The following is a 24,822-nucleotide window of genomic DNA, read 5'->3' on the forward strand; positions in this document are numbered from 1 at the left end:
CCGCTCCAAAGGCTCAGCGCGCCGGGCAGGCGACGCCGCCCGGGCTGGGCGCCAGGACGATCTTGGAGAACGAGAAGGCGAACTTGCCTTCGGCGTTCACGAACAGCGGAGTCGAGACCTTGGACACGTCCAGGCCGATGTCGCGGAAGCAGGACAGCTTGATCGCCGTGGTGGTCCACTGGCCCACCGGCGCGGCCTTGGCGGCGGCGGTGAAGTCGAACCCGGCGCCGCAATTGTCGCCGCAGCCCATGCCGACCACGACCTTGCCCTCCGGCTTGGCGTCCTGTCGCCAGGTGATGGCCAGGGCCAGGTCGCCGTTGGCTTGACGGGTCAGGTCGACCGGCGGGCCGGCCACGACCAGACGCCCCTCGCCCGGACCTTCGAAGGTCACGCCGCGCGCCGATTCCTGGGCCGCGCCGTCCACCGGCTTGATCTCGGACAGGCCGCCCGGGCTCTTGGTGGCGCCGACGGCGTTGGCGGTGGCCAGGCCCGACGGGTCGCCGATCTGGATGATCCAGGGCGTCATCACCCGGCCGGCGTCGAAATAGGCGTCGGTGTTGATCTTCACGTCCGGCACGCCCGACACCTCGGGCAGCTTGGCGACGCTGGTCTTCGACGCGTAGGTCAGGCCGTAGCCATAGGCGAACTGCGGGTCGTAGCCGGGCTCGCCCACGTTCGGGATCTGGGCCGCGGTCTTGGGCCAGGAGAAGGACAGCTTGCCCTTGAAGTCGTGGTTCACCGAGCCGTCCGGCTTGCGCAGCAGGACATCGGCAACACCGCCGCCCTCGGTGCCCGGCAGCCAGGCGGCGACAAAGGCGTCGGAGGCGTTGATCTCCGGGTTGGTCCACAGGGGACGGCCCGACAGGAAGACGGACACCACCGGAATCCCCTGGGCCTTCAGCTTCTTCAGCAGGGCGAGGTCGCGGGCGTCGCCCGGCTGATAGTCGAGCGTGCCGATGTCGCCCTGGAACTCAGCGTAGGGGTTCTCCCCGAACACCACCACGGCCACGTCGGGCTTGGTCTTGAACGAACCGTCGACGCTCAGCTCGGCCGAACCGCCGGCGGCCTTGGCCGCGTCAGCGATGCCGCCGAAGATCGACTGGCCCTGCGGGAAGTCGCTATTGGTGTTGGCCGCACCCTGCCAGTCGATGGTCCAGCCGCCCGACTGCTTGCCGATGTTGTCGGCGCCGTCGCCGGCCACCAGGATCTTGGCGTTGGCCTTCAGTGGCAGCACGCCGCCGTTGTTCTTCAGCAGGACCAGCGACTTGCGCACCGCCTCGCGGGCGATGGCGCGGTGCTCCGGCGCGGCGAGACGGTCGAACTTGCCCTCGACCTCTTCATAGTGGCCGGCGTCGAACAGGCCCGACTTCACCTTCACGCGGATGATGCGGCGAACGGCGTCGTCGATGCGCGCCATGCCGATCTCGCCCGACTTCGCCTGGGCCAGGGTGTTGTCGTAGAGCTCCTTCCAGCTGTCCGGAGCCATGAACATGTCGAGGCCGGCGTTGATCGCCTGCGGACAGTTGGTGGTGGTGCAGCCGGCCACCTGGCCGTGGGCGTTCCAGTCGCCGACGGTGAAGCCCTCGAAGCCCATCTGCTTCTGCAGCACGTCGGTCAGCAGACTCTTGTTGCCGGTGTGCTTGACCCCGTTCCACGACGAGAACGAGACCATCACGGTCAGCACGCCCTCGTTGATAGCGGGCACGTAGCCCTGCACGTGGTCGCGGATCAGCTCGGCTTCCGTGCCGACGAAATCACCCTGATCCTTGCCTTCCTTGGTGCCGCCGTCGGCCAGGAAGTGCTTGGCCGAGCCGGGGATGTGGCCCTTGGCCAGGGACTGGCCAGCGACCAGCTTGCCTTGCAGGCCCAGCGTCATCGGACCGGCGTAGGAGCGGACGATCTCCGGGTTCTCGCCATAGCCCTCGTAGGAGCGGCCCCAGCGGTCGTCGCGCGGCACGGCCAGGGTCGGACCGAACGTCCAGTCGGCGCCGGTGACGGCGACTTCCTCGGCGGTGGCCTTGCCGATGCGGCCGATCAGTTCCGGATCACGGGCGGCGCCCAGGCCGATATTGTGGGGAAACACGGTGGCGCCGACCACATTGTTGTGGCCGTGGACGGCGTCGATGCCGAACATCAGCGGGATCGGCACGTGGCCGTCGCGCTTCTCCAGCGCCACGGCGCGGAACTCGCGCAGGAACTCCATCCAGCGCTGCGGCGTCGCGCGCTCGTTGGCGTCGGGGGCCGAGTTGCCGCCGGCCAGGATCGAACCCAGCGGATACTTGCGAAGGTCTTCCGGCTTGATCCAGCCGATGTCGGCCTGGACCAGCTGGCCCACCTTCTCCTCGATGCTCATCTTCGACATCAGGTCGGTGATGAAGGCTTCGGTCTTGGCGTCGGTGATGGCGGCGGGGCTATGGGCCTTGGGCCACAGGGCCGGATTGGCGGTGGCCGGACCCGAGGGGGTCAGCTTCTCGGCGGCGACGGCGGTGGAGCCGGCGGCCAGGACAAGCGCGATCGCCGTGAGGCTGGGGGCGAGCTTCATGAACTATTCTCCCACGGGACAGCCGGCGGCCCGGCTTTTTCATTGTGAGCGCCAAGCTATCCGCGCCATGACAACGCTGTCAACGCGAACTGACGCTCTCGCCTTGTTTGCAGGCCTCAGCCCTTCAGGGGCTTGGTGGAATCGCGGACGACCAATTCGAAATCGAGCAGGCGGCTGGCCGGCGCGCCGTCCTCGGTGGTCATCTCGCCGCTGATCAGCAGGTCGGCGGCCGCCGCCGCCATGTTGGCGATCGGCTGGCGGATGGTGGTCAGTTGCGGCCAGACCATGCGCGCGCTGGGCGTGTCGTCGAAGCCCACGACGGAGAGATCGTCCGGCACCGTCAGGCGAAGCTGATGCGCGGCGGCGATGACACCCAAGGCCATGTCGTCGTTGGAAGCGAAGACGGCGGTAGGCCGATCCTTGGCCGCCAGCAGGGTCTTTGCCGCCTCGAAGCCCGACTGGAACGAGAACCAGCCCTGCACCACCCAGTCCTCGCGGACGGCGACGCCGTGGGCCTTCATGGCCTCGCGGAAGCCCTCCTCGCGCAGGTGCGAGGCGCCGTGGTCCGGGTGCCCCTTGATGAAGCCGATGTCGCGATGACCCAGGCCGATCAGATGGCTGGTCATCTCGGCGGCGGCGCGGCGGTCGTCCATGTGGACATAGGCGGCGCGGTCGAGCTGGCCGTCCGGCGCGACGCGGACATAGGGCACCTGCGCCGCGTCGAGCGCGTCCAGCAGCACCGGGCTGTCGCAGACCGGCGGAGTCAGCAGCACGCCGTCCACCCGCAGGGTCGCCAGCATGGGGATCAGCTGCGAAGCGAAGTCGGCGGCGGTGGAGTCCAGCGGCTCGACCAGCAGGTGGTAGCCGGCCTCGCGGCAACGCAGGACCGCGCCCATGTGGACGTCGGCGTTGTAGGCCGGGCTCGGGTTGTCGAAGAACACGCCGATCAGATAGGAGCGCGACCCCGCCAGGCTGCGGGCCGAGACGTTGGGCTTGTAGTTGAGCTCCTGGACGGCGGCGAGAACCCGCTCGCGCGTGTCGTCCTTTACGTTCGGCTCGCGGTTCAGAACCCGCGAGACGGTCTTGATCGAGACGCCAGCCTTGGCCGCCACGTCATTGATGGTGATCGATCGCACCGCTTCCAAACGCCCCTTAACTTAGCCGCGCGAAGCTATGGAGGTCGGCCCTCGCCGTCAATCGGCCCCGGCCAAGCTTAGCCTAGGGCCAGCAGACGGGGCGCATGGGCGGCGCCCAGCAACGCAGCGTAGGGGCGCAGGATCACGCGAACCGGGATGGCCTCCAGATAGCCGCGGAAACGGCCCTTCTCTTCAAACCGAGCGCGGAAGGGGCTGGCGTCGAGAATGTCCAGGATCCGGGGCGCGATGCCGCCGCCGATATAGACCCCGCCCTGGGCGCCGAAGGTCAGGGCCAGATCGCCGGCCACTGAACCGAGAATGCCGCAGAAACGGTTCACCGTGCGCAGGGCCGAGGCGTCGCCCTCCACCGCGCGGCGGGTGATCTCGGCCGGATCACGATGCACCGCGCCCTTGCCGTCGATCTCGCACAGGGCGTCGTGCAGGTCGCACATGCCCGGACCGGACAGGATGCGTTCGGTCGACACCCGGCCGTACTTGCGGGTGAGGATGCGGAGGATTTCGATCTCCACCTCGTCCACCGGGGCGAAGGCCACATGGCCGCCCTCGGTGGCCATGGCCGCATGGCCCGTGCCGTCGCGCGCCAGCGCCGAGACACCGAAGCCCGTGCCAGGGCCAAGCACCGCGATGGTCTTCTGGTTGGAGACGAAGGAGGGACCGCCGATCTGGTGCGTGTCACCCGCCTCGAGCAGCGGCGCGGCCAGCGCCAGGGCGGCGTAGTCGTTCAGCAGGCGGGCGCCGTCGAAGCCCATGCCCACCAGGGCGGCCTCGGACAGTTCCCAATCCAGATTGGTGAAGCGGATGGCGCCATCGACGATGGGGCCGGCCACGGCGATCACCGCCAGATGCGGCGGGCGCTTCAGCCCCACGCGCTCCAGATAGGCGGCGACGGAGTCGTAGGAGCGCGGATAGTCGCTGGTCAGATAGCCGTGGGCGTCGAGGATCTCGGGCTTCTCGGCGCTGAGGTCGACGAGACCATAGCGGGCGTTGGTGCCGCCGATGTCGCCCACCAGAGCCAGGTTCTCCGGGGCGAGGTCGGCCAGGGTCTCACGAACGCGATCAAGCATGGCGGCGGGCATCAAAACTGGTCGGCGAGGCGTCGCACCGAGACTCGGCTTTCGAGGGAGCTCACAAACACAGTCTTTGCCTTCATCATGGACACGTTTCCCGCTGTCGCGTCTTATCGTGATTATGACAGCGCTGTCACCCATAACCGGGGCGCACTGGCTAGGCCAGCAAAAGTTTCACCGACCAACATGATCAACGCGCCGCCCATACGGACGGCGCGCTCACATTGACCATAGAAGCCCAATGGGGCGTGGGGAAGGCCAGCGGGACAGCCTCTCCGTCAGGAGAGCGGCGCCCCTTTCGAAGGCGCAGGCGCCTCGCGAAGCAGAATCGAGCGGCTTCGCTGCCCGACATCCGCAAGCGACGCCTGCGGCGAGCGGGCCTTCGAGGCCTCGGACTTCGGGGCCAGATTCGACCAAAGCGTACTCAACCGGGTCATCACGCGTTTCCTGAAGGTCCCATCACGGCGCAGACTTCGCGCAGCCGGCGCTCGACGGCCTCGGCGCCTTCGCGCCGTTCGATCTCGACCAGGCGGCGGGTGATGTTCAGCAACACCGCACGTTCGCGGCGGCTGAGATGGGCATGGTACTCGGCCAGGGCGCGCAGCTCGGCGCTGCTGATCGCTTCCGGGTGGTTGAAGGCGTTGGCGGCCAGACGGGTCATGGCCATGCCGGAATAGGAGCCGCGGACAGCCATCAGCGGGCCTCCATCAGCTCGAAGCTTCGAGCCGGCTCACGCAGGCCTGGCAGCAGGCCGGCGTCGACCTGGGGGTCCTGCAGCTTGCCCTTGGGCGCGCCATAGGCGGCCTTCATGCGCTCCAGCCCCTCGTCCGAAGCGGTCATCACATAGGGGTAGGAGAAGGGGTCCCCCGGGGCGAAGCGGATCGGCGCGCCGAGAGCGTCGACAGCGATGCCCTGACGGATGAGCGCCTCCAGCGACGACTGGTAGTAGACGCCCAGGGTCTGGGTCCAACCCATCCGGGCCGCTAGTTCGCCGTGCGAGATGTAGAGGTCGCCCATGGCCGCCGTGCGCTCCTCCCGTGACAGGGACAGGTCCACGCAGAAGCGCGAGCTTTCCACGATGGTCGAAGAGCGCGGCAGCGGCGTTCCGATCTGGGCCTGCAGCACGTCGCAGGTGACATTGGGGGCGTCCGACGGCGTCAGGCGGCAGGTCCCGACGACCCGGCCGGCGTCGTTGAGAGCCACGAGGTGATGCGCCGCCGGGGTGAAGTCGAACTGGTCGATCTCACGCTCGCCGTCGCCGGCCAGATCCGGCAGCTCCCAGCCCAGGGTTTCGATGAAGATGCGGCGGCGGAGCCGGAAAGCCTCGTCCATGAGGCCGCTGAGGGCCGTGCGATGATGTGCGCGAATGACGATGGCCATGGCCTGCTCCCGTTCGGTCGAATTCCGACGAGATGCAGGATGAGACGCCCCCTTCCCCGGCGGCAGTCCCCGAGAACGGGGACAACCGCACCCTGAAGTTGCTAAGGCGCGATCTGGCCCGACCAGATGCCGACGGCCACGGACTGGGCGCGGTCCTCGGACTGGAGCTTGAGGAAGACGCGCTTCCAGTGCGTACGCACGGTTTCGGGCGAGATGCCCAGCTCCAGGGCGATCATCTTGTCCGACTGGCCGAGGGCCGCGAGGTTCAGGATGCGCCGCTCCTGGGGCGACAGGGTCTTCACCGCCGGCTGCAGCCGCACTTCGCGCAGGTGCAGCAGGCGCTGCATGAAGGTGCTGGCCACGAAGGACATCACCCCCTGGTCCATGTCGTTCCAGTGGATGGTCGGGCCGGACACGTTGACCACCGCCGCATTGAGCAGGCCGCCGGTGCCCACCGGCTGGGTGAAGCCGTCAGCCAGTCCGAATTGCCGCGCGTCGCGAAACAGCTCCGAACTGGCCTGGGACGTGGTGCGCGAGATGTCGGCCCAGGTGAAGCCGCCCGGCTGGGTCAGGGCGCGCTGCACCACCGGGTCGATCAGGTACTGCTCCTTGGCGAGATAGTACTCGGTCCACTCGTCCGCCCAGTTGGAGACCATGCCCAGGCGCGGGTCCATCCGCTCGGGATTGGCCAGGACCCAGGTGGAGTAGGTGCGGGCGCCGAAGGGCTCGATCGCGCGTTCAAATGCGCCGATGGCCGCGCTCACCGTCTGGGCGCGCGTCAGGACCCCGATCTGGGCGAGCGCTTCTTCAACCCGGCTCATGCCACCCTCACAACCCAAGCGACGCTAGACCGCAAAACACCACCGGGGAAGACAGCCTATTGTCACAGCGCTCGACAGTACAGTTTCCAAGCCCATAAAGGGATTGCATGAGCGAAATCGATCTCCTGATCATCGGCGGCGGCGTCAACGGCGCGGGCATCGCGCGGGACGCCGCGGGGCGCGGCCTGAGCGTCCTCCTGTGCGAGCGCCACGACCTCGCGGGAGCCACGTCGTCCGCCTCGTCGAAGCTGGTGCATGGCGGCCTTCGCTATCTGGAGCAGTACGAGTTCCGGCTGGTGCATGAGAGCCTGGCCGAGCGCGAAGTGCTGCTGGCCGCCGCGCCGCATGTGATCTGGCCCCTGCGTTTCGTCCTGCCGGTCCACAAGGGCCTGCGCCCGCCGTGGATGCTGCGCATCGGCCTGTTCCTGTACGACCACATCGGCGGACGGCGCAGCCTGCCGGGGACGAAGACCGTCCGGCGGACGTCGTCGAAGCGGCTCGACCCGCTGCAGGACAGCTATCGCCTGGGCTTCGAATATTCCGACTGCTGGGCGGACGACGCGCGCCTCACCGCCCTGTGCGCCCGCGACGCCGCCGACCGGGGCGCCGAGATCCTGGTGGGTTGGGAGGCGACCGCCGCCCAGCGCGACGGCGGCGCCTGGATCGTCGACCTGCGCTCCGACGCCGGCGAGACGCGGCAGGTCCGCGCGCGGGGCGTGGTCAACGCCGCCGGCCCATGGGTGGGCGAGGCCTTGAAGCTGTCCGGCGCCCGCGCCGATCACGCGCCGCGCCTGGTGAAGGGCAGTCACATCGTGGTCCGTCGCCTGCATGACGGCGACCAGGCCTTCACCTTCCAGAACGACGATGGCCGCATCGCCTTCGTCATTCCGTACGAGCACGACTTCACCCTGATCGGCACCACCGACATCCCCTATGGCGGCGATCCGGCGGCGGTTCATGCGGATGACGATGAGGTCGCCTATCTTTGCGAGCTGGTGTCGGAATATCTGAAGACGCCGATCACCCCGACCGACGTGGTCTGGCGCTATTCGGGGGTGCGGCCGCTGTATGACGACGGGGGCGTCAGCGCCTCCACCGTCACCCGCGACTACGTCTTCGACATCGACGCGCCGGACGGCGAGGCGCCGATGCTGTCGATCTTCGGCGGCAAGCTGACCACCCACCGCAAGCTGGCCGAACACGCGCTGGAGAAGCTGCAGCCGCTGATGGACTTCAAGGGCGAACCCTGGACGGCGAAAGCCATCCTGCCCGGCGGCGACATTCCCGACTTCGACGCCTTCGCCGATGCTCAGGTGCGTAAGCACAGCAGCCTGCCGGAGCGGGTCGTCCGCCGCCTGTGCCGCGCCTATGGGACGAAGATCGACCCGATCCTGGCGGACGGGCCCGGCCGCGAGATCGCGCCGGGCGTCTTCGAGGCGGAGCTGCGCCACATGCGCGACCACGAATGGGCGCGAACCGGCGAGGACGCTCTGTGGCGGCGGTCGAAGCTGGGCCTCCACCTGAACGAGGCCGAGCGGGCGGCGGTGACGGGGTGGTTCGGGCGCTAGCTCGTCCGCACCCGCGCCAAAGCCTCTCGCCAGCCGGCGATTTCGGCGTCTCGCGCCTCGGCCTTCATCTTCGGGCCGCACTCCACGTCCGCCTTCCAGAGGCCGGCGATGTCGTCGAGCGAACTGAACAGACCCGCGCCCAGACCGGCCAGGGCCGCCGCGCCGAAGGCGGTGGTCTCGGTGACCTTCGGCCGGATGACGGTGAGGTCCAGGATGTCGGCCAGGCGCTGCAGGAAGAAGCCGTTCTCGGCCATGCCGCCGTCCACCCGCAGGCGAGCCGGCGCCACGCCGTCGGCGGCCATGGCGTCGAGCAGGTCACGGGTCTGATAGACGGCGCTGTCGAGGCCCGCGCGGGCGATCTCGGCCCGGCCGCTGGCGCGGGTCAGGCCGACGATGGCGCCCCGCGCGTCCGGGTCCCAGTAGGGCGCGCCGAGGCCGGTGAAGGCCGGCAGCAGATAGACGCCGCCCGCGTCGCTGACCGACCGCGCCAGGGACTCCACCTCCGGCGCGCGGGAGAACAGGCCCAGGCCGTCGCGCAGCCACTGGATGGTCGAACCGGCCGACAGGATCGAACCTTCGAGCGCATAGGTCGCCTTGCCGCCCACCTGATAGGCGATGGTGGTCAGCAGGCGGTTCTGGGACCGCACCAGCTCCTCACCCGTATTCAGCACCAGGAATGCGCCGGTGCCGTAGGTGCTCTTCACGTCACCCGCGGCGAAGCAGGCCTGGCCCACGAGCGCGGCCTGCTGGTCGCCCGCCACGCCCCGGATGGGCAGCTCGACGCCCAGCACGCTCGCATCCGTCACGCCGAAGTCGCCAGCGCTGTCGCGCACCTCGGGCAGCACGCCCATGGGCACGCCGAACAGGGCGCAAAGGTCCTCGTCCCAGCGGCCCTTGCGGATATCGTACAGGGCGGTGCGGCTGGCGTTGGTGGCGTCCGTGGCGTGGACCTTGCCGCCGGTCAGCCGCCAGATCAGGAAGCTGTCCACCGTGCCGAAGGCCAGATCGCCGGCCTCGGCCGCCGCCCGCGCGCCGTCCACGTGATCAAGAATCCAGGCCAGCTTGGTGGCCGAGAAATAGGGATCGAGGCGCAGACCCGAGCGCTCGGCGACGATGGCCTCATGCCCCTTGGCCTCAAGATCGCGGCAGATCTGGGCGGTGCGGCGGTCTTGCCAGACGATGGCGTTGTGAATCGGCGCGCCGGTGCGACGGTCCCACACAACGGTGGTCTCGCGCTGGTTGGTGATTCCAATGGCCTTGGGCGCCCGCGCCGAGCCGGCCTTGCGCAGGGCCTGACGGGCGGTGGACAGGGTGGTGGCCCAGATCACTTCGGCGTCATGCTCCACCCATCCGGAGGCCGGATAGATCTGTTCGAACGGCTGCTGGCCGACGGAAATGATTTCACCTGAAACGGAAAAAACGATGCCGCGGCTGGAGCTTGTGCCCTGGTCGATGGCCAGCAGCGTGTCGTCCGTCATCGGATTCTCCTTGATCTTCCTTGCCTTGATTAGGACCCAACGCGGGGGAGCGACACAAGGTCACGTAGTTTTACGGGGCTCGCTTTAGAGCGCTAGCGCTGGCATACGGATTGAACACGCGTTTAGCGTCCCTCCCCCGAATTCTGACGTCTGGAGTTGTGCGTGCCCGTTTCTGAAGAATTGCTTGGTCCCGACCCGATCGATGTCGCCGTCGGCGCCCGAATCCGCGCTCGCCGCAAGGTTCAAGGCTTCAGCCAGAGCCATGTGGCCCAACAGCTCGGCCTGACCTTCCAACAGATCCAGAAGTACGAGCGCGGCGTGAACCGCGTGTCGGCTTCCAAGCTGGTGCAGATCGCCGGCCTGCTGGGCACCAGCGTCGCCTGGCTGGTGGGCGAGGAGGAGAACGGCGTGGCTGGCGGCGACCAGTGGTCGATCCTCGGCGAAGCCGGCGCCATGGAGCTGCTTCAGAGCTTCTCCGAACTGAAGTCGCCCCGCGCCCGCAACGCTCTCGTCCGCCTGGCCCGCGCCATGGCCGCCGAAAACGAAGACGCGGCCTGAAAGAAATCCGCATCGCTCCCGACTATCTGATCAGACGATGGTCGGGAGTGAAGCAGATGAACTGGAAAAAGATCGTTCTTGGGGTCGCGGGCGCTGTCTGCCTGGCCTCGTGGATCGCCCTCGGCGCCGGTCTGGCGATGGGCGTGGACAAGCCGGTGCGCGTTGTCCTGGTGGTGATCGCCGCCTTCGCCACCGAAGCCCTGTTCTGGTCGGTCGCCGCCGTGCTGGGCGTCAGCGTCGTGCAGGCCCGCAAGCAAATCTGGGCCAAGCTCACCGCGCCCTTCCGCGGCGCCGCCTGAGCCTGTCTTGAAGTCCCCCGATACAGAGGCGCTGTTCGACGAGGTCGCGAGCCTGCATGGGCCGATGATCCGCCGCATCGCCGCCAGCTATGAGGCCGATCCGGAAGTCCGCCGCGAACTGCAGCAGGACATCCTGATGGCGGTCTGGCGGGCCCTGCCCTCCTGGCGGGGCGAGGCGTCGGTGCGCACCTTCGCCGCCCGCGTGGCGCACAATCGCGGGGTCGATCACGTGGCCCGCCACGCCAAGGCGCCGCGCACGGTGGAGTTGGACGAAGGCCTGCCGCTGGACGCCCCGTCCGCCCAGGATGTGGTCGAGCGCAACCAGCAGCGGGAGCGGCTGATGCGGGCGGTGCGCGCCCTGCCCCTGCCGCTCCGCCAGGTGACGGTGCTGACCCTGGAAGACTTCTCCCCTAGCGAGATCGCCGACGTCCTGGGCGTCGGCGCCAACGCGGTCTCGATCCGCCTCACCCGGGCCAAGGCGGCCCTGCGCGAGGCGATGCAGCAACAGGAGCGGCCATGACGACCGATCCCGAATGGAACGCCCTGGCCGACGCCTGGCGCGATGAACCTGAAACCACCGAAACCTTCGACCTGCCCCGCATGCGGCGGCGGCTGAAGACCCGCGCCCTGATCGCCCGGCTTAAGGCGGCGGCGGACATCATCCTGTGCCTGATGGTCGGCGGCATCGCCATCTCGGCCATGGCGCGGGGGACGCCGACCGGCGTGGTCATGGGCCTGGGCGGCCTGGCCTTCGTCCTGTTCGGCATGACGGTGGCCCTGTGGGTGGCGCGCGCCCCGTGGGAGACCCGGGCGGAGACCGTGGACGCCGCCCTGCGGTCGGAGATCATCCAGACCCGCAGCGCCATCCGCCGCGCCCGGTCCGGCTACTACCTGGCCGCCGGGGCGATCGCCTTCATCACCCTGACCATCTTTGTCCTGCGTGCGGACCTGAACGCGGTTGATGATGGAGACGCTAAGTTCTCCGTGATGCTTAGCCTGTCGGTGGTCGTCGCCTCCCTGGCCTGGGGAATCTGGACCGACCGGCGGCACAGCCAGAAGCTGGCGCGGCTGGAGAAGATGCTGGCGGAGCTGGAGACGTCCGAGAACGAAGAGGACTGAGCCTCAGCCCAGCGCCGTCGGACGCAAAATCTCGCCGGTCAGGGCGTAACGCGAGGCCGGGCAGATCAGGCGGGCGGCGGTGACCACCTGGCCGTCCACCCGCGTCAAGCGCTCGATCTCGATGCAGGGCTCGCCGTCACCCATCGCCAGCAGCTCACGAGTGCGGGCGTCCGGCGCGGCGGCGCGGATGACGGCCGCGCCTTCGGGATAGGGGAAGCGCGCCATCAGGTGGGCGAAGTAGGTTTCGCGATCCAGGTCCGCTTCGCCCACACCCGGGGCCAGAGCCGGATTGACGAGCCGATCCTCGAGCTGGATCGGCGCGCCGCCCTCGCTGTGCAGCACCACCGCATGAAACAGCGCCAGGCCGGCAGCGGCGCCGAACAACGCCGTCTCGGCCATGGTGGCGGGGCGTGTCTCGCCGATGATCAGCCGCGCCTCGTGCCTGCCGCCGCGCGCGGCGATCTCGTCGGCGATGTCCAGCAGCTTCACGGCCATGACGTGGGCGCGGGCCGGAGCGACGAAGGTGCCCTTGCCCTTGGCGCGGGTCAGATAGCCGTCGCCCTGCAGGTCGCGCACGGCGTGATGCACGGTCATGCGGCTGGCGCCGAATTCCTCGGCCAGTTCGTGTTCGGACGGGATACGGTCTCCCGCCGCCCAGACGCCGCTGCTGATCCGCTCCAGGATATGACGGCGGATGCGGGCCTTCAGGCTGTCGTCGCCGGCGCTCAAAGCGGCTGCCCGCCCTTGATCGTCGCCAGGCAGCGATTGTCGCCGGGGGCGTAGGCGATCTCCGCCGGGCTCTCCACCTCCCAGACCGCGAAGTCGGCGACCTTGCCGACCTCCAGCGTGCCGTGGGTGTCCAGCAGGCCTAGGGCCGCTGCGCCGTGACGTGTGACGCCCGCCAGGGCCTCGGTCGGGGTCATGCGGAACAGGGTGCAGGCCATGTTGAGGATCAGCGGCATGGACGTGATCGGCGAGGTGCCGGCGTTGCAGTCCGTGGCCAGAGCCATGCGGACCCCGTGCTTGCGCATGAGTTCGATGGGCGGCGCCACGGTCTCGCGCAGGAAGTAGAAGGCCCCCGGCAGCAGAACCGCCGTCACCCCCGCGCGGCCCATGGCGGCGATGGACTCCTCCGACGCATGTTCCAGATGGTCCGCCGACAGGGCGCCCAGCTCCGCCGCCAAGGCGCCGCCGCCCAGGTCGCCGAGCTGGTCGGCGTGCAGCTTCACCCGGAGGCCCAGCTTCGTCGCCGCCTTGAAGATCCGCCGCGTCTCGGCCGGAGTGAAGGCGATGCTCTCGCAGAACGCGTCCACGGCGTCGGCCAGGCCTTCGGCGGCCACGGCCGGCAGCATCTGGTCGATGATCAGGCGCACATAGGCGTCGCGATCGTCCTTGTGTTCCGGCGGCACGGCGTGGGCGCCGAGGAAGGTGGTCACCACCTCGATCCCCCGCTCCTCGCTCAGGGTGCGGGCGACGCGCAGCATCTTCAGCTCGCTGTCCAGGTCCAGACCGTAGCCGGACTTGATCTCCACCGTAGTGACGCCGCCGGCGATCAGCTTCTCCGCCCGGGCGTGGGCGAGGTCTAGCAACTCATCCTGGGTCGCCTCGCGGGTGGCGCGCATGGTCGACAGGATGCCGCCGCCGGCGCGGGCGATCTCTTCGTAGGTCGCGCCCTCCAGCCGCATCTCGAACTCGCGGACGCGGCTGCCGGCATAGACAAGGTGGGTGTGGCAGTCGATCAGGCCGGGGGTCAGCCAGCGGCCGCGCAGGTCGTGGGTCTCGGCCGCACGCCCCGGCATGTCGGCGGCGCGGCCGACCCAGGCGATCAGGCCGTTCTTCACCGCCACGGCGCCGTTCTCGATCACGCCGTAGCCGGCCTCGTCCGCCATCGTCGCCAGATGGCCGCCGGTCCAGACCGCGTCGAAATCACCCTGCATTGCCGCCGCACCCGTCCTGCGCCATCATCCTGTCTATACAAGCAGGGTTCAGACGGGTCGTCCATGCGGTGGAACTACGAACGGGCGCTGACCGCCCAAGGCTGGCGACACGACGTGGCGGTGACCGTCGGAGCCGATGGCGTGCTCACGGAAGTGGCGCCTGACCGCCCTGGCGTCGGCGAACGCATCAGGGGAGTGGCCATCCCCGGAATCGCCAACGCCCACAGCCACGCGTTCCAGCGCGCCCTAGTCGGCCTGACTGAGCATCGGGGCGAGACACGCGACAGCTTCTGGACCTGGCGCGACGCCATGTACCGGCTGGCCGCCGCCGTGACGCCGGACGTCCTGAACGCCATCGCCGCCCAGCTCTATGTGGAGATGTTGAAGGCCGGCTACACCGCCGTCTGCGAGTTCCACTATCTGCACCAGGCGCCGGTGGGCGGCCGCGCCATGGGCCAGGCGGTGATCGACGCGGCGGCGCGGACGGGTCTCGACCTGACCCTGCTGCCGACCCTTTACATGACCTCCGACTTCGGCGGCGCCGCGCCCAATGAAGGACAGAAGCGGTTCGTCCATTCCGTCGAGGATTTCCTGCGCCTGCGCGGCGATCTGCGGACGGACGGCATGGTCATGGGCACGGCGATCCACAGCCTGCGTGCCGTGCCGCCGCCGGCCCTGGCCGAACTGCTGGCGGGGCTGGAGGCCGACAGTCCGATCCACATCCACATCGCCGAGCAGCGCAAGGAGGTGGAGCGCTGCCTGGAAGTGACCGGCGCCCGGCCGGTGGAGTGGCTGCTGGCCAACGCCGCGGTCGATCAACGCTGGAACCTGGTTCACGCCACCCATGTGACGGAGGCCGAGATGGCGGGCGTCCGCGCGGCGGGGGCAACCGTCGTGCTGTGCCCCACCACCGAGGCGAACCTGGGCGACGGCATCTTCCCCGCTGAAAGCTTCCTGGCCGAGGGCGGCTCGATCTCCATCGGCTCGGACAGCCATGTGAGCGTTTATCTGGCCGAAGAGCTGCGCCTCCTCGAATACGGACAACGGTTGATCACCGGTGAGCGCAATGTTCTGGCCGGCATGCGGGAGCCCCATACGGGCGTGCACCTGCACAACGCGGCGGCCCTCGGCGGCGCCAGGTCGAGCGGCCGGGCGACCGGCGTCATCGCCCCGGGCATGCGCGCCGACATCGTGGTGCTGGACGACCAAGCCCCCGCCCTGTTCGGCCGCGAGGACGGCCACCTGATGGACGCCTGGATATTCGGCGGCTTCGCCAATCCGGTGAAGGACGTGATGGTCGGCGGGGCCTGGCGGGTCCGCGACGGCCGGCACCCGGACGAGGACGCTGTCGCCGCCGCCTACCGCGCGGCGATCAGCCGCCTGAAGACCGTTTGACAGGTTGTATATACATTTCTAGCTTTCAGCGTCGCACCGAGGGAGATTCCGATGAACGCGCCCACCCGCTTCGCCAACGCCCGCCGGGTGACCGCGCCCCGAGGCACTGAGCTGAACACGAAATCCTGGCTGACCGAGGCGCCGCTTCGGATGCTGATGAACAACCTCGACCCGGAAGTGGCCGAGAACCCGGACGAGCTGGTGGTCTATGGCGGCATCGGCCGCGCCGCGCGCGACTGGGACAGCTTCGACCGCATCGTCGAGACCCTGAAGACCCTGGAAGACAACGAGACCCTGCTGATCCAGTCGGGCAAGCCGGTGGGCGTGTTCCGCACCCACGCCGACGCCCCGCGCGTGCTGCTGGCCAACTCCAACCTCGTTCCCAAGTGGGCGAACTGGGAGCATTTCGGCGAGCTCGATCGCAAGGGTCTGATGATGTACGGCCAGATGACGGCCGGCTCGTGGATCTACATCGGCAGCCAGGGCATCGTTCAGGGCACCTACGAGACCTTCGTCGAGATGGGCCGCCAGCATTTCGGCGGCGACCTGACTGGCCGCTGGATCCTCACCGCCGGCCTGGGCGGCATGGGCGGCGCCCAGACCCTCGCCGCGACCATGGCCGGCGCGTCGATCCTGGCCATCGAATGCCAGCCCAGCCGCATCGAAAAGCGCCTGGAGACGGGCTATCTCGACCGCGCGGCCGACACGCTGGATGAGGCCCTGGCGATCATCAACGAGGCGACCGCCAAGGGCGAGGCGGTGTCCGTCGGCCTGCTGGGCAACGCCGCCGAGATCCTGCCGGAGCTGCTGCGCCGGGGCGTGCGTCCCGACGCCGTCACCGACCAGACCAGCGCTCACGACCCGCTGAACGGCTACCTCCCCGCCGGCTGGACGCTGGAGCAATGGGCCCAGCGCAAGGTCAGCGATCCGGCCGGTGTGCGCACCGCCGCCCGCGCCAGCATGGCGCAGCACGTGAAGGCCATGCTGGCCTTCCACGAGATGGGCGTGCCCACCTTCGACTACGGCAACAACATCCGGCAGGAGGCCAAGGACGCCGGCGTCGAAAACGCCTTCGACTTCCCCGGCTTCGTGCCCGCCTACATCCGCCCGCTGTTCTGCCGCGGCGTCGGGCCGTTCCGCTGGGCCGCCCTGTCCGGCGATCCGGAAGACATCCGCAAGACCGACGCCAAGGTGAAGGAGCTGATCCCCGACGATCCGCACCTGCACCGCTGGCTCGACATGGCCGGCGAGAAGATCCAGTTCCAGGGTCTGCCGGCCCGCATCTGCTGGGTGGGCCTGGGCCTGCGCGACAAGCTGGGCCTGGCCTTCAACGAGATGGTGGCGAACGGCGAGCTGTCGGCCCCCGTAGTCATCGGCCGCGACCACCTGGACAGCGGCTCGGTCGCCAGCCCGAACCGCGAGACCGAAGGCATGAAGGACGGCTCCGACGCGGTGTCCGACTGGCCGCTGCTGAACGCCATGCTGAACGTGGCCGGCGGGGCGACCTGGGTGTCGCTGCACCACGGCGGCGGCGTCGGCATGGGCTATTCCCAGCACTCCGGCGTGGTCATCGTCTGTGACGGCACAGAAGCCGCCGCCCAGCGCATCGGCCGCGTCCTGTGGAACGACCCCGCCACCGGCGTCATGCGCCACGCCGACGCCGGCTATTCGGAAGCGCTGGACTGCGCCCGCGAGAACAACCTTCACCTGCCGATGCTGACCCGATGATCGAACTCACCATCTCTGAGGCCGGGTTCAGCCTGGCCGATCTGCGCGCCATCCACGACGGCCCGGTGCGCCTGACCCTCGACGCGGCCGCGCGCCAGCGGATCGCCGCCAGCGCGGCGACGGTCGAGGCGATCGTGGCCAGCGGCAAGACCGTCTACGGCATCAACACGGGCTTTGGCCTGCTCGCCTCCGAACGCATCGGCGATGGCGAGCTGGCGCAGCTTCAGAAGAACCTGATCCTGTCGCACTGCTCGGGCGTCGGCGAGTTCATGCCTGACGAGTGGGTGCGCCTGATGATGGCGCTGAAGGTGATGAGCCTGTCGGCCGGCGTCTCGGGCGTGCGGCTGGAGGTGATCGACACCCTGCTCGGCCTGCTGGCGCACGAGATCTATCCCTGCGTCCCGGCGAAAGGTTCGGTCGGCGCGTCCGGCGACCTGGCGCCGCTGGCGCATATGAGCGCCGTCCTGATGGGCGTGGGCGAGGTTCGTCGCGGCGGCCACATCATGACCGCCGCCGAGGGTCTCAGTCTGGCCGGCCTGCCGCCGGTGGAGCTGGCGCCCAAGGAAGGGCTAGCCCTGATCAACGGCACCCAGGCGTCCACCGCCATGGCGCTGTCGGGCCTGTTCAAGACCCTGCGCGTGTTCGGCGCGGCCCTGGTGGCCGGCGGCATGAGTGTCGATGCGCTGAAGGGCAGCGACACGCCGTTCGATCCCCGCATCCATGCCGTGCGCGGTCATGCGGGCCAGAAGGACGTGGCCGGCGTGCTGCGCCAGTTGACCGCCGGCAGCGACATTCGCAACAGCCACGTGGACTGCAGCCGGGTGCAGGACCCCTACTCCCTGCGCTGCCAGCCGCAGGTGATGGGCGCGGCGCTGGACGCCATCCGCTTCGCCGCCCAGACCCTGACCACCGAGGCCAACGCCGTCACCGACAACCCGCTGGTGTTCAGTGATCCAGCCGAGGCTCTGTCCGGCGGCAACTTCCACGCCGAGCCGGTGGCCTTCGCCGCCGACCTGCTGGCCATGGTCCTGTGCGAGATCGGCAACCTGTCCGAACGCCGTCTGTCGATCCTGGTGGACCCGAAGATGAGCGGCGGCCTGCCCGCCTTCCTGGTCAAGGACGGCGGCCTGAACAGCGGCTTCATGATCCCGCAGGTGACGGCCGCCGCCCTCGCCTCAGAGAACAAGGGCCTGGCCCATCCCGCCAGCGTCGACACCATCCCCACCAGCGCCAACCAGGAAGACCATGTCAGCATGGCCGCCCACGGCGCGCGCCGCCTGTCGGACATGGCCTGGAACACCGCCAACATCGTCGGGATCGAGGTGCTGGCCGCCGCCCAGGGGCTCGACTTCCACCGCCCGCTGAAGTCGTCGGCGCCGCTGGAGATGGCTCACGCCGCCGTCCGCGAGAAGGTCGCGCACTACGACCAGGACCGCTACTGGGCCGACGATCTGGAGCGAGGCGCCAACCTGGTCCGCTCCGGCGCCCTGCTGCCGGACATCGACTGGCCGGCCCCGCTGGATTGCTTGAAGTGAAGGCCTTGCGTCCTTCGCCTCGCACTTCAAGCGGCTCAGGATGACGTATTCAGTGCAACAAACTTCGTCATGCTGAGCGGGAGCGCAGCGACCAGTCGAAGCACGCACAGCACAAATGAAAAAGGGCGCCGGATCACTCCGGCGCCCTTCGTTTTTCAAACCTCGCGGCCTGGTCAGTAGGTGTAGCGCACCCCGAACAGGATCTCGCGGCCGGTGTGGTGATAGACCGACATCCGGTTGGTCGAGTCGTTGAACTGATCGGCATACTCGTCGGTCAGGTTCACGCCCTCCAGGCTGAACTTCACGCGGTCGTTCAGGGTGTACTGGATCGAGGCGTCGACGTTCAGGGTCTCGTTGGTGCCGTCGAACGAGGTGCCGGCTTCTTGGCCCGGAACGCGGGTCAGATAGCGATCACGATAGGCAGCCGAAACGCGGGCGCTGATCTTGCTGTCTTCATAGTACAGCGTCGCGTTGTAGCTGTTGCGCGACAGACCGGTCAGGTCGTTGGTCGCCACCACCACGCCGGAGGCGTTCACATAGTCCACTTCCGACTTCACATAGGTGTAGTTCAGAAGCGCACCCATCTTGTTGAACGGTCCCGGCAGGAAGGTGAAGGGCTGCTGGTAATTGATCTCCAGGCCCTTCAGGCTTGCGCCGTCGGTGTTGACCGGGGTGGTGAACACCCAGTTCAGAGACGGATTGCATTCCGAAACCGGCAGGGCGCCGCAGGCCGCCGTGGCGACGCTGTCGGGGATGCCGAACGGATTGCCGGTGAACGGCACCAGTTGCTGCTGGGTCTGGACCAGCGTGTCGATGTCTTTCTTGAACAGCGCCAGCGACAGCAGGGCGCCGCGCTGGAAGTAGTATTCGAAGGACAGGTCGTAGGCCTTGGCGCGGAACGGCTGCAGGGCCGGGTTGCCGGCGTTGACCGAGCGGTTGGCGCCCGAGACGCTGACCGTGGCGCCCGGCGTCAGGCTGCCCAGATCCGAGCGGGCCATGACCTTGGCGGCGCCGAAGCGGATCAGGAAGTTCTCACGCGGCTCCAGCACCACGTTCATCGACGGCAGGGTGTCGTCGTACTTCTGCTCGGAGCGGACCAGGACGGGGGCGCCGCTGAGGAACGAATAGCCCTGCGACTCCTGCTGGGTCTCCACATAGCGGACGCCGAAGTTGCCGCGCAGCGGCATGTTGGCGACCAGGGTCTCGAAGTCGGCCTGGACGAAGCCGCCCATGGACTCTTCGGCCACGGCGCGGTTGTTGCCCAGCGACGGCTCGGAGCCGAGACGGAACAGCGCCGGATCGTTCAGCGACAGAGCCGTCACGGCGGCGAAGTAGTCGGGGATGATGGTGTTCACGCCGCCGAGGTTGACCGTCTTGCTGAAGCCCGAGCGCGACAGGGCCGCCAGCGAAGCCGGGATCGAGGCTTCGAGGTTGTTGGCCGTGCCGTTGGAGCGGCGCTTCTCGGTGGTCTCGAACTCGTACTTCTTCCAGTTGAAGCCGGCGCTGAACTTGAGCGTGTCGCTCAGGGCGTAGCCCACTTCGAACTGTGCGGTGTCGTAGGTATTCTTGGACGTCTGCGGGCGCAGGCGCAGCTGGGTCAGGGTCCAGGCGTCCGGCGATGTCAGATTGGCGGTGCCGAAGCCGAGGGTCGGCATGCGCTTGGTGAAGTCGTACGAGAAACCGTCGACGTTCAGCTGGTCGAAGATGACCGTGGTCTGGATCGGGTTCTTGTGATCCGAGACAGAGTGGCCGAGCACGCCGGTCAGCTTGATCTTGTCGGTCAGCTCGTGTTCGCCCGACAGGGTGAACTGGCTGAACTTGGTCTTCAGGACGTCGTAGCGGTTTTCGGTCCGCAGATCGACGTCGTTGAACGTGCCAGAAACCAGGGTGTTCTGACCGTTGATGACGCCGCCGATCAGGTCCACGTCGCCGATGCCCTGAGCACCGTTCGTGCTGAACACCGGAGCTTCCAGGTATTGTTCCTCACGCGTCTGATCGAGGTCGGCATAGAGGCCGTCCAGGCTGATCACGGTGCGCTCGGTCGGGCGCCATTGCAGCGATCCGGTGACGCCCAGGCGTTCGTTCTCGCTGTAGAAGCGGTCGAAACGCGGGAAGCGCGGGCGGAACGCCCCGTTGGCCTGGGCCAGACTGATGCCCGGCGCGGTCGACGACTGGAAGCCGGTGTTGGCGGCCAGGCCGTTCATCCAGCGGACGGTGCTGGCGCCCTCTTCGACCACCTGACGCTTGTTGTAGGCCACCGACAGAAGGGCGCCGAAGGTGTCGTCCGCCCAGGTGTTGGAGATCATGAAGGCGCCGCGCGGGCTGACCTTCTCGGACAGGTCGTTGTAGCCGGCCAGGGCCGAGGCGGCCATGGCGAAGCCGTTGTAGTCGAACGGGCGAGCCGTGCGCAGATCGACGGTGGCGCCCAACGAGCCTTCTTCGGTCGAGGCCTCGGCCGTCTTGCGGACGGTGATCGAGTTGAAGAGGTCGGACGCGAAGACATTGAAGTCGAACGAACGGCCGCGGTTGGTGCCGCCCGAGCTGTCGGCCGAGCCGCCCGTGGTCAGGGCTTCCATGCCGTTGATGCGGACGCGGGTGAACTGCGGGCCAAGACCGCGCACCGAGATCTGACGACCTTCACCGCCATCGCGCGTAATCGCCACACCCGGGATGCGCTGGATGGATTCCGACAGGTTCAGGTCCGGGAACTTGCCGATGTCTTCCGCCAGGATCGAGTCCACGGCGGCGGCTTCGGACCGCTTCACGTTCAGCGCCTTGTCCAGGCTGCTGCGGAAGCCGGTGACAACGACAGCCTCGACTTCTTCGCCGTCGGTGGTGGTGTCTTGAGCTTGGGCCTGGCCGGCGATCATCGCCATGGTCAGAGCCGCAACGGACGCGCCAAAGCGCAAGCTGCGAGCAGCTTTGTTCATCTTCCCCTCCAAGGTTCTGCGCCGACCCAAAGAAAGGTCGCAGCCGTCTTAGATCGCGGCTTTCAGCAGGTAGGCGCTTCCTAATGATACCGGTGTCATTTTTTTATCCGGCAAACAGGGGCGTTATTGGCAGGTTTTTCGATTTTCGCAAGCTTTGATCTACATCCCGTATGAATCGATGCTTGTTTTGTACTTTTAAGTCAAAAATCTCTGCTTGGTGAAATGCCCTACTTCACCGTGGCCAGGTAGGCGATGACGTCCGCCCGATCCTTCGGATTGGCCACATTGATGAACATCGAGGTCCCCGGCACGGCCTTGCCCGGCGCGGCGAGGAAGGCGTCCAACTCCGTCTCCGACCAGGTCTTGCCTGAGGCGGTCAGCGCCTTGGAATAGCGGAAGCCCGTCGCCGTCCCCGCCTTGCGCCCGAGGACGCCGTTGAGCGACGGCCCCATCGGCCCGGACGCCGGCTTGTGACAGGTCACACAGCGGCTGAAGAGCGTCTTGCCCCGGGCGGCGTCGCCGGCGGCCAGAGCCGGAACGGCGACAGCCGAAAGGGCCGCCGCCACGAGGGCGGCGGTGATGCGCGGATGGATCATCGGATCAGGCCTTCAGCAGTTCGGTGTCGATGGGCAGGCTGCGCACGCGCTTGCCCGTGGCGGCGAAGATCGCCCCGCACAGGGCCGGGATGACCGGCGGCAATGCGGGCTCCCCAAGACCCGTGGGGTGATTGTCGGTGATCAGGAACTCGACATCGATCTCTGGGATGTCGGCCATGCGCATCAGGGGGAACTCGTCGAAATTGCCCTGCACCACGCGGCCGTTCTCCAGCGTGATCTTCTGGTAGAGCGCCTGGGCCAGGCCATCGAGGATCGAGCCTTCGACCTGGTTGCGGGCGCCGCTGGGGTTGACGATCTGGCGGCCGACATCGCCGACTGCCCAGACCTTGTGGACCTTCACCGCGCCGTCGTCGGCGACGGACGCCTCCACCACGTGCGCGAAGTAACCCATGTGGCTGAAGTAGAAGGCGATGCCCAGACCCGTGCCCTTGGGCGTCTTGCGGCCCCACTTCGCGCGCTCCGCCACGCGCTTCAGCACGGCGATGGTGCGCGCGTTGTTGTAGGCGGGCGGCTGGAAGGCGCCGGGCGGCGGCGGATTGGCCGGCGCGGGAGGCGGCGGCGGGGGAACGCGCGACGCCAGGACATCGAGTCGGAACTGCAGCGGGTCCTTGCCCGCGGCCTGCGCCATCTCGTCCATGAAGCCCTGGATCACGAAGCCCAGGGCGTTGCTGCTCGGCGCCCGCAGCCAGCCGGTGGGCATGCCGAGCGGCACCTTCGACACGTCGATCTTGTAGTTCGGCGCACAGTCGGCCGGGAACTGCGCCGGCTCCATGGCGGCGCTGCGCGAGTAGCCCTCGCCTTCCCCGAAGGTGACGAAGTGGTCGCGCCAGGCGATCAGCTTGCCCGCCTTGTCCACGCCGCCGGTGAACTTGTGGAAGCCGCCGGGACGGTAGAAGTCGTGGCGGACGTCATCCTCGCGGGTCCAGATCAGCTGGACCGGCACGCCGACCACCTTCGCGATCCAGGCGGCCTCGACCATGTAGTCGTTCATCAGGCGTCGGCCGAAACCGCCGCCGCCGCGGATCATGTGGACGGTCACCGCTTCGGGCGGCAGGCCCAGCACGCGGGCGGTCAGTTGACGGCCGGGGTCAGGCAATTGGGTCGGCGCCCATATCTCGACCTTGCCGTCCTTGAAGTGAGCCGTGCAGTTCTGCGGCTCCAGCGGGGTATGGGCCAGGAAGGGGTAGCTGTACTCCGCCTCCACCACCTTGGCCGCGCCCTTGATGGCGGTGTCGAAATCGCCGTCCGAACGCTCGGTCTTGTGCGGGGCCTGCGTCCAGAATTCCTTGGCCTTGGCCGCGAAGCCGTCAGTGCTCTGGTCCGCCCACTTGCCCTCGTCCCAGACGATGTTCAACTGCTCGCGCCCCTTGCGGGCGGCCCACCAGCTGTCGGCCACAACGGCGACGCCGCCGGCCAAGCCGTCCGGCGCGCTGTTGGGCTCAACGATGAAGGCGTGCTTCACGCCCTTCACCGCCTTGGCGGCGTCCAGGTCGGCGCTTTTCACCGTGCCGCCGAACACCGGGCACTTCTCGAAGGTCGCGTACAGCATCCCCGGCAGACGGGTGTCGATGCCGAACAGGGGCTGGCCGGTGACAATCTTCGGGTTGTCGACACCGCCGATGGGTTGGCCGACGATGCGATAGGTCTTGGCGTCCTTCAGCGGCAGGGTCGACAGGTCCGGCACGGTGATCGCGGCGGCCTTGGCGGCCAGCGAGCCGTAGGTCGCCTTGCGCCCGCTAGCCTTGTGGACCACCACACCGGGCTCGGTGACGCAGTCGGTCGGCGAGACGCCCCAGTCCTTGGCCGCCGCGGCGACCAGCATGGACCGGGCCGCCGCGCCCATGCGGCGATGCGGGTCCCAGTTCATGGGGGTGGAGGTGCTGCCCCCCGCCGATTGCCGGCCGAAGGCGGCGGTGTCCACGCGCGCCATCTCGATCCGGACCTTGGACCAGTCGGCGTCCAGCTCCTCCGCGATGATCTGCGGCAGGGAGGTCTTCACGCCCTGCCCCACCTCAGGGTTCTTGGCGCGGATCACCACTGTCTCGTCGGGCATGATCTCGACAAAGACGTTGAGCACGCCGCCGGCCGCCACGGCCGAGGCCGGCAGCTTCAGGTTCAGCAGCAGGCCGCCGCCGGCCGCCAGACCAGCGATTAGGAAGGCGCGGCGCGAGGGCGCTGGCATGTTTCCGTCGGCCATGATCAGACCCCCGCCGCTTGCTTGATGGCCGCCTTGATGCGGATGTAGGTGGCGCAGCGGCACAGGTTGCCGTTCATGGCCGCGTCGATGTCGTCGTCCGTGGGTTTGGGCGTCGCCTCCAGCAGGGCGGCGGCGCTCATGATCTGGCCGGCCTGGCAGTAGCCGCACTGGGGCACGTCGTGCTCGATCCAGGCCTGCTGCAGCTTCTTGCCGATCTCGACGGCGCCGATGGCCTCGATGGTGGTGACCTTGGAGTCGCCCACGCTCTCCACCGGGGTCAGGCAGGCGCGTACCGGCTGGCCGTCGATGTGGACCGTGCATGCGCCGCACTGGCCGATCCCGCAACCGAACTTGGTGCCGACCATGTCGAGCTTGTCGCGCAGCACCCACAGCAGCGGCGTGTCGCCGTCCACGTCCACCGTCTTGCGGCTTCCATTGATCGTCAGATTGATCGGCATTGTTTCCCCCTCGCAAGCCTGGCCGAGCTTGCTGAC

At 68.2% G+C, this 24,822-nt stretch carries 21 protein-coding genes; 8 read left to right on the top strand and 13 right to left on the bottom strand.

Features of this window, described 5'->3' with window-relative positions; genetic code table 11:
• Nucleotides 1-13: 13 nt before the first annotated feature.
• The 6 genes from P7B02_RS17980 to P7B02_RS18005 form a co-directional block, all read right to left on the bottom strand.
• Nucleotides 14-2,542 (bottom strand): glycoside hydrolase family 3 protein, encoded by a 2,529-nt coding sequence (locus P7B02_RS17980; protein WP_277787732.1) that lies wholly within the window; start codon nt 2,540-2,542, stop codon nt 14-16.
• Between the two features lie 116 nt (nt 2,543-2,658).
• The gene (locus P7B02_RS17985) at nt 2,659-3,678 is read right to left on the bottom strand and encodes a LacI family DNA-binding transcriptional regulator (RefSeq protein ID WP_277787733.1); all 1,020 of its coding nucleotides are present in this window, start codon (nt 3,676-3,678) and stop codon (nt 2,659-2,661) included.
• A gap of 77 nt (nt 3,679-3,755) precedes the next feature.
• Complete coding sequence (glk, locus tag P7B02_RS17990) at nt 3,756-4,763, bottom strand: glucokinase (RefSeq protein ID WP_277787734.1); 1,008 nt, start codon at nt 4,761-4,763, stop codon at nt 3,756-3,758.
• Nucleotides 4,764-5,202: 439 nt separating this feature from the next.
• Nucleotides 5,203-5,460, bottom strand: coding sequence for a hypothetical protein (locus P7B02_RS17995; RefSeq protein ID WP_277787735.1), 258 nt, complete (start codon nt 5,458-5,460; stop codon nt 5,203-5,205).
• A complete protein-coding gene (locus P7B02_RS18000; protein ID WP_277787736.1) occupies nt 5,460-6,146 on the bottom strand; it encodes an acyl-homoserine-lactone synthase in 687 nt (228 codons plus the stop codon). Before P7B02_RS18000 ends, P7B02_RS17995 begins: the two co-directional genes overlap by 1 nt.
• Nucleotides 6,147-6,247: 101 nt before the next feature.
• Nucleotides 6,248-6,967 carry a LuxR family transcriptional regulator gene (locus tag P7B02_RS18005; RefSeq protein ID WP_277787737.1) on the bottom strand — a complete coding sequence of 240 codons (720 nt, stop codon included), beginning with the start codon at nt 6,965-6,967 and terminating at the stop codon, nt 6,248-6,250.
• Nucleotides 6,968-7,074: 107 nt separating this feature from the next.
• On the opposite strand from P7B02_RS18005, the gene glpD reads away from it, so the two are divergent.
• Nucleotides 7,075-8,535 (top strand): glycerol-3-phosphate dehydrogenase, encoded by a 1,461-nt coding sequence (gene glpD / locus P7B02_RS18010; protein ID WP_277787738.1) that lies wholly within the window; start codon nt 7,075-7,077, stop codon nt 8,533-8,535.
• Here glpD and glpK read toward each other — a convergent pair.
• Nucleotides 8,532-10,013: a glycerol kinase GlpK gene (glpK, locus tag P7B02_RS18015; protein WP_277787739.1), complete on the bottom strand. Its 1,482-nt coding sequence runs from the start codon at nt 10,011-10,013 to the stop codon at nt 8,532-8,534. The genes glpD and glpK overlap by 4 nt on opposite strands.
• Nucleotides 10,014-10,175: 162 nt before the next feature.
• On the opposite strand from glpK, the gene P7B02_RS18020 reads away from it, so the two are divergent.
• Genes P7B02_RS18020 through P7B02_RS18035 form a run of 4 tightly spaced genes read left to right on the top strand, consistent with a single transcriptional unit; the run spans nt 10,176 to nt 11,989 of the window.
• A complete protein-coding gene (locus P7B02_RS18020) occupies nt 10,176-10,571 on the top strand; it encodes a helix-turn-helix domain-containing protein (protein WP_277787740.1) in 396 nt (131 codons plus the stop codon).
• Between the two features lie 56 nt (nt 10,572-10,627).
• Nucleotides 10,628-10,870, top strand: a complete 243-nt coding sequence (locus P7B02_RS18025) for a hypothetical protein (protein WP_277787741.1) — start codon at nt 10,628-10,630, stop codon at nt 10,868-10,870.
• A 7-nt stretch (nt 10,871-10,877) separates the two neighbouring features.
• Nucleotides 10,878-11,390, top strand: coding sequence for a sigma-70 family RNA polymerase sigma factor (locus P7B02_RS18030; protein ID WP_277787742.1), 513 nt, complete (start codon nt 10,878-10,880; stop codon nt 11,388-11,390).
• Nucleotides 11,387-11,989 carry a hypothetical protein gene (locus P7B02_RS18035; RefSeq protein ID WP_277787743.1) on the top strand — a complete coding sequence of 201 codons (603 nt, stop codon included), beginning with the start codon at nt 11,387-11,389 and terminating at the stop codon, nt 11,987-11,989. Before P7B02_RS18030 ends, P7B02_RS18035 begins: the two co-directional genes overlap by 4 nt.
• A gap of 3 nt (nt 11,990-11,992) precedes the next feature.
• Here the strand turns inward: P7B02_RS18035 and P7B02_RS18040 are convergent, their stop codons facing one another.
• Complete coding sequence (locus tag P7B02_RS18040) at nt 11,993-12,718, bottom strand: UTRA domain-containing protein (RefSeq protein ID WP_277787744.1); 726 nt, start codon at nt 12,716-12,718, stop codon at nt 11,993-11,995.
• Nucleotides 12,715-13,926, bottom strand: a complete 1,212-nt coding sequence (gene hutI / locus P7B02_RS18045) for an imidazolonepropionase (protein ID WP_277787745.1) — start codon at nt 13,924-13,926, stop codon at nt 12,715-12,717. Before hutI ends, P7B02_RS18040 begins: the two co-directional genes overlap by 4 nt.
• Nucleotides 13,927-13,989: 63 nt before the next feature.
• Between hutI and P7B02_RS18050 the strand changes: the two genes are divergently transcribed.
• The 3 genes from P7B02_RS18050 to hutH are packed head-to-tail and all read left to right on the top strand — an operon-like array spanning nt 13,990 to nt 18,584.
• Nucleotides 13,990-15,321 carry a formimidoylglutamate deiminase gene (locus P7B02_RS18050; protein ID WP_277787746.1) on the top strand — a complete coding sequence of 444 codons (1,332 nt, stop codon included), beginning with the start codon at nt 13,990-13,992 and terminating at the stop codon, nt 15,319-15,321.
• A 51-nt stretch (nt 15,322-15,372) separates the two neighbouring features.
• Nucleotides 15,373-17,049 carry a urocanate hydratase gene (gene hutU, locus P7B02_RS18055; protein ID WP_277787747.1) on the top strand — a complete coding sequence of 559 codons (1,677 nt, stop codon included), beginning with the start codon at nt 15,373-15,375 and terminating at the stop codon, nt 17,047-17,049.
• Nucleotides 17,046-18,584 (top strand): histidine ammonia-lyase, encoded by a 1,539-nt coding sequence (hutH, locus tag P7B02_RS18060; protein WP_277787748.1) that lies wholly within the window; start codon nt 17,046-17,048, stop codon nt 18,582-18,584. The genes hutU and hutH overlap by 4 nt, the downstream gene beginning before the upstream one ends.
• 173 nt (nt 18,585-18,757) lie before the next feature.
• Here the strand turns inward: hutH and P7B02_RS18065 are convergent, their stop codons facing one another.
• From P7B02_RS18065 to P7B02_RS18080, 4 genes are all read right to left on the bottom strand, one after another.
• The gene (locus P7B02_RS18065) at nt 18,758-21,514 is read right to left on the bottom strand and encodes a TonB-dependent receptor (protein ID WP_277787749.1); all 2,757 of its coding nucleotides are present in this window, start codon (nt 21,512-21,514) and stop codon (nt 18,758-18,760) included.
• A 227-nt stretch (nt 21,515-21,741) separates the two neighbouring features.
• On the bottom strand, nt 21,742-22,110 hold the full coding sequence (locus tag P7B02_RS18070) for a c-type cytochrome (protein ID WP_277787750.1): 369 nt from the start codon (nt 22,108-22,110) through the stop codon (nt 21,742-21,744).
• 4 nt (nt 22,111-22,114) lie between these two features.
• The gene (locus P7B02_RS18075; RefSeq protein WP_277787751.1) at nt 22,115-24,328 is read right to left on the bottom strand and encodes a xanthine dehydrogenase family protein molybdopterin-binding subunit; all 2,214 of its coding nucleotides are present in this window, start codon (nt 24,326-24,328) and stop codon (nt 22,115-22,117) included.
• A gap of 2 nt (nt 24,329-24,330) precedes the next feature.
• Nucleotides 24,331-24,786: a (2Fe-2S)-binding protein gene (locus tag P7B02_RS18080; RefSeq protein WP_277787752.1), complete on the bottom strand. Its 456-nt coding sequence runs from the start codon at nt 24,784-24,786 to the stop codon at nt 24,331-24,333.
• Nucleotides 24,787-24,822 lie beyond the last annotated feature (36 nt).

Origin of the sequence: Caulobacter segnis (assembly GCF_029543125.1) — a bacterium.
Classification (GTDB): Bacteria; Pseudomonadota; Alphaproteobacteria; order Caulobacterales; family Caulobacteraceae; genus Caulobacter; species Caulobacter segnis_D.

Bases quoted from the DNA above. Each gene is read 5' to 3' on its own strand.
- glpK (WP_277787739.1), bottom strand. From the start codon at position 10,013: ATGACGGACGACACGCTGCTGGCCATCGACCAGGGCACAAGCTCCAGC.
- P7B02_RS18025 (WP_277787741.1), top strand. From the start codon at position 10,628: ATGAACTGGAAAAAGATCGTTCTTGGGGTCGCGGGCGCTGTCTGCCTG.
- glpD (WP_277787738.1), top strand. From the start codon at position 7,075: ATGAGCGAAATCGATCTCCTGATCATCGGCGGCGGCGTCAACGGCGCG.
- glk (WP_277787734.1), bottom strand. From the start codon at position 4,763: ATGCTTGATCGCGTTCGTGAGACCCTGGCCGACCTCGCCCCGGAGAAC.
- P7B02_RS17995 (WP_277787735.1), bottom strand. From the start codon at position 5,460: ATGGCTGTCCGCGGCTCCTATTCCGGCATGGCCATGACCCGTCTGGCC.
- hutU (WP_277787747.1), top strand. From the start codon at position 15,373: ATGAACGCGCCCACCCGCTTCGCCAACGCCCGCCGGGTGACCGCGCCC.
- P7B02_RS18080 (WP_277787752.1), bottom strand. From the start codon at position 24,786: ATGCCGATCAATCTGACGATCAATGGAAGCCGCAAGACGGTGGACGTG.
- P7B02_RS18005 (WP_277787737.1), bottom strand. From the start codon at position 6,967: ATGAGCCGGGTTGAAGAAGCGCTCGCCCAGATCGGGGTCCTGACGCGC.
- hutH (WP_277787748.1), top strand. From the start codon at position 17,046: ATGATCGAACTCACCATCTCTGAGGCCGGGTTCAGCCTGGCCGATCTG.
- P7B02_RS18065 (WP_277787749.1), bottom strand. From the start codon at position 21,514: ATGAACAAAGCTGCTCGCAGCTTGCGCTTTGGCGCGTCCGTTGCGGCT.
- P7B02_RS18000 (WP_277787736.1), bottom strand. From the start codon at position 6,146: ATGGCCATCGTCATTCGCGCACATCATCGCACGGCCCTCAGCGGCCTC.
- P7B02_RS18035 (WP_277787743.1), top strand. From the start codon at position 11,387: ATGACGACCGATCCCGAATGGAACGCCCTGGCCGACGCCTGGCGCGAT.
- P7B02_RS18075 (WP_277787751.1), bottom strand. From the start codon at position 24,328: ATGGCCGACGGAAACATGCCAGCGCCCTCGCGCCGCGCCTTCCTAATC.
- hutI (WP_277787745.1), bottom strand. From the start codon at position 13,926: ATGCAGGGTGATTTCGACGCGGTCTGGACCGGCGGCCATCTGGCGACG.
- P7B02_RS17980 (WP_277787732.1), bottom strand. From the start codon at position 2,542: ATGAAGCTCGCCCCCAGCCTCACGGCGATCGCGCTTGTCCTGGCCGCC.
- P7B02_RS18050 (WP_277787746.1), top strand. From the start codon at position 13,990: ATGCGGTGGAACTACGAACGGGCGCTGACCGCCCAAGGCTGGCGACAC.
- P7B02_RS18070 (WP_277787750.1), bottom strand. From the start codon at position 22,110: ATGATCCATCCGCGCATCACCGCCGCCCTCGTGGCGGCGGCCCTTTCG.